The organism is Mycoplasma sp. CSL7503-lung (assembly GCF_025515455.1).
Classification (GTDB): Bacteria; Bacillota_I; Bacilli_A; order Mycoplasmatales; family Metamycoplasmataceae; genus Mycoplasmopsis.
The window spans coordinates 1-288 of sequence record NZ_JAOPHP010000068.1 but is presented as its reverse complement, the minus strand read 5'-3'; the positions used below and the strand labels follow the sequence as shown (position 1 = coordinate 288).

Below are 288 nucleotides of genomic sequence, written 5' to 3'. Positions count from 1 at the left end.
TACGAATAATATTATAGTTTTCGAAATCTACACTTAAATCAAGCACATTTAAACATTCAAAGTATTCTAAAATTGTTTCATAGTATTCTTTTTGATTAATATGATTTTCTAAATTCTTATTTAAAGTGCTTGAAATTTTATTTGATATCTGTTCAAACGTCTCTTCTGTAGATTCTAAATTGTCATAATAAGAAAGAACAAAAGTTTCAATATCGATATTATTAAATTTTAAGTCTTTTTTGTTTTGTGTTTGAGACATTTTACTCCTTTGTTTTTGTTGTTGAACTA

Annotated in this window: 1 protein-coding gene; it reads right to left on the bottom strand. The window is 22.6% G+C overall.

What is annotated here, in order from left to right:
• Positions 1–259 (bottom strand): hypothetical protein (locus N9R85_RS03940; protein ID WP_262858675.1); only part of this gene is annotated, 259 nt, incomplete at its 3' end.
• Between the last annotated feature and the right edge of the window lie 29 nt (positions 260–288).